The organism is Burkholderia paludis (assembly GCF_000732615.1).
Taxonomy (GTDB): domain Bacteria; phylum Pseudomonadota; class Gammaproteobacteria; order Burkholderiales; family Burkholderiaceae; genus Burkholderia; species Burkholderia paludis.
In genome coordinates this window covers 1-3,906 of sequence record NZ_JPGL01000132.1, presented here as the reverse complement: position 1 = coordinate 3,906, position 3,906 = coordinate 1, and the positions used below count along the sequence as shown (strand labels likewise).

Genomic DNA, 3,906 nt, shown 5'->3' with positions numbered 1-3,906 from the left:
GACGTCGACCTCGACGGGTATCACCTCGCTGTCCACCGGCCTCTCGTCGACCAACAGCTCCGTCACCTCGCTGTCCACGTCGACCTCGACCGGCCTGTCCTCGGCGAATAGCTCGATCACGTCGCTGTCGACTTCCACGTCGACGGGTATCACCTCGCTGTCCACCGGCCTTTCGTCGACCAACAGCTCCGTCACGTCGTTGTCTACCTCGACCTCGACCGGCCTGTCCTCGGCGAATAGCTCGATCACGTCGCTGTCGACCTCGACCTCGACGGGTATCACCTCGCTGTCCACCGGCCTTTCGTCGACCAACAGCTCCGTCACCTCGCTGTCAACCTCGACCTCGACCGGCCTCTCGTCGGCGAATAGCTCCATCACGTCGCTGTCGACCTCGACCTCGACGGGTATCACCTCGCTGTCCACCGGCCTGTCGTCGACCAACAGCTCCGTCACCTCGCTGTCAACCTCGACCTCGACCGGCCTCTCGTCGGCCAACAGCTCGATCCTGTCTCTGTCCACCTCGACCTCGACGGGTATCACCTCGCTGTCCACCGGCCTGAGCACGACGAACAGCTCGGTGACATCGCTGTCCACCTCGACCTCGACCGCGATCAACGCCGCGAAGACGCACTACTACAGCGTCAACGACGGCGGCACGCAAGGCGGCAACTACAACAACGACGGCGCCACGGGCATCAACGCCCTCGCCGCCGGCGTGAACGCCAGCGCGGCGGGCGCCAGCAGCGTCGCGGTCGGCAACGGTTCGAACGCGCAGTCGGCAGGCGCGGTCGCGATCGGTCAAAACGCATCGGCAACGGGCGGCACGGCCGTGTCGATCGGCTCCGGCAACGTCGCCAGCGGCAACGGCGCGGTGGCGATCGGCGATCCGAGCTATGCGTCGGGTACCGGTGCGTTCACGGGCGGCGCGAACAACATCGCGAACAGCGACGGCACGCAAACCGCCACGCCGGCCAACGCGGCCAACGGCGCAGTGGCAATCGGTAACAGCAACACCGCGATCGGACAAGGATCGGTGGCGCTTGGCAACATGTCGGTGGCAGGTGCGGCGGGCGCGCTGGCATTCGGCGATACCGCGAGCGCCGCCGCGACAGATGGTGTTGCGCTCGGCAGCGGTGCGAAGGCAAACAACGCCAGCGACGTCGCACTCGGCAGCGGTTCGATCACTGCGGCGCCCAACCCCACGCCGACCGGCACGATCGGCGGTTCGACCTACACGTTCGCGGGTGGTGCGCCCACCAGCGTCGTCAGCGTCGGCGCCCCGGGTTCGGAGCGTCAGATCACGAACGTTGCAGCCGGTCAGGTCACCTCGACCAGCACGGATGCCATCAATGGCTCGCAACTCTACGCGACCAATATGGCCGTCGATTCGCTGTCGACGACGCTGTCGTCGTCCGACAGCGCAATCTCGTCGTTGTCGACTGGTCTGAGCTCGACCGACAGTTCGGTCACGTCGCTGTCGACGTCAACCTCGACGGGTCTGTCGTCGGCCAACAGCTCCATCACGTCGCTGTCGACCTCGACGTCGACCGGCCTGTCGTCGGCCAACAGCTCGATCGGCTCGCTGTCGACCGGCCTCTCGTCGACCGACAGCTCGGTGACCTCGCTGTCGACTTCCACGTCGACCGGCCTGTCGTCGGCCAACAGCTCGATCACCTCGCTGTCCACGTCGACCTCGACCGGCCTCTCGTCGGCCACCAGCTCGATCGGCTCGCTGTCCACCGGCCTCTCGTCGACCGACAGCTCGGTCACGTCGCTGTCGACTTCCACGTCGACGGGCTTGTCGTCGGCCAACAGCTCGATCACCTCGCTGTCCACGTCGACCTCGACCGGTCTGTCGTCGGCCAACAGCTCCATCACGTCGCTGTCGACCTCGACGTCGACGGGCCTGTCGTCGGCCACCAGCTCGATCGGCTCCCTGTCGACCGGCCTCTCGTCGACCGATAGTTCGGTAACCTCGCTGTCGACTTCCACGTCGACCGGCCTCTCGTCGGCCAATAGCTCGATCACGTCGCTGTCCACGTCGACCTCGACCGGCTTGTCGTCGGCCACCAGCTCGATCGGTTCGCTGTCCACCGGCCTGTCGTCGACCGATAGCTCGGTCACGTCGCTGTCGACCTCCACGTCGACCGGCCTCTCGTCGGCTACCAGCTCGATCGGCTCGCTGTCCACCGGCCTCTCGTCGACCGATAGCTCGGTCACGTCGCTGTCGACTTCCACGTCGACGGGCCTGTCGTCGGCGAACAGCTCCATCACCTCGCTGTCGACCTCGACCTCGACGGGCCTCTCGTCGGCCAACAGCTCGATCACCTCGCTGTCGACCTCCACGTCGACGGGTCTGTCGTCGGCCAACAGCTCGATCGGCTCCCTGTCGACCGGCCTCTCGTCGACCGATAGCTCGGTGACCTCGCTGTCGACTTCCACGTCGACCGGCTTGTCGTCGGCCACCAGCTCGATCACCTCGCTGTCCACCGGCCTCTCGTCGACCGATAGCTCGGTGACCTCGCTGTCGACCTCCACGTCGACCGGCTTGTCGTCGGCCACCAGCTCGATCGGCTCGCTGTCCACCGGCCTCTCGTCGACCGACAGTTCGGTGACCTCGCTGTCCACATCGACCTCGACGGGCCTGTCGTCGGCTAACAGCTCGATCACGTCGCTGTCCACGTCGACCTCGACCGGCCTCTCGTCGGCGAACAGCTCGATCACGTCGCTGTCGACCTCGACCTCGACCGGTCTCTCGTCGGCCACCAGCTCGATCGGCTCCCTGTCGACCGGCCTCTCGTCGACCGACAGTTCGGTGACCTCGTTGTCCACATCGACCTCGACGGGCCTCTCGTCGGCCAACAGCTCGATCACGTCGCTGTCCACGTCGACCTCGACGGGCCTCTCGTCGGCGAACAGCTCGATCACCTCGCTGTCGACCTCGACCTCGACCGGTCTCTCGTCGGCCAACAGCTCGATCACGTCGTTGTCGACCTCGACCTCGACCGGTCTCTCGTCGGCCAACAGCTCGATCACGTCACTGTCGACCTCGACCTCGACCGGTCTGTCGTCGGCCAACAGCTCGATCGATTCGCTGTCGACGTCCACGTCGACCGGCCTCTCGTCGGCCGACAGTTCGATCACGTCGCTGTCGACTTCGACCTCGACGGGCCTCTCGTCGGCGAACAGCTCGATCACGTCGCTGTCGACCTCGACCTCGACGGGCCTCTCGTCGGCCAACAGCTCGATCACGTCGCTGTCGACTTCGACCTCGACCGGTCTCTCGTCGGCCAACAGCTCGATCACGTCGCTGTCGACCTCGACCTCGACCGGTCTCTCGTCGGCCAACAGCTCGATCACGTCGCTGTCGACCTCGACCTCGACCGGCCTCTCGTCGGCCAACAGCTCGATCACGTCGCTGTCGACCTCGACCTCGACGGGCCTGTCGTCGGCCAACAGCTCGATCACGTCGCTGTCCACGTCGACCTCGACCGGCCTCTCGTCGGCGAACAGCTCGATCAGTTCGCTGTCGACTTCGACGTCGACCGGCCTCTCGTCGGCTAACAGCTCGATCACCTCGCTGTCCACGTCGACCTCGACCGGCATCAGCTCGCTGTCCACCGGCCTGTCGTCGACCAACAGCACGATCACCTCGCTGTCCACGTCGACCTCGACCGGCATCGGCTCGCTGTCCACCGGCCTGAGCACGACGAACAGCTCGGTGACGTCGCTGTCGACCTCGACCTCGACCGCGATCAACGCCGCGAAGACGCACTACTACAGCGTCAACGACGGCGGCACGCAGCAGGCGAACTACAACAACGACGGCGCCACGGGCATCAACGCCCTCGCCGCCGGCGTGAACGCCAGCGCGGCGGGCGCCAGCAGCGTCGCGGTCGGCAACGG

At 66.2% G+C, this 3,906-nt stretch carries 1 pseudogene; it reads left to right on the top strand.

The features are described from left to right. Positions 1-3,906, top strand: a pseudogene (locus GQ56_RS45365) (ESPR-type extended signal peptide-containing protein); the annotation flags it as partial.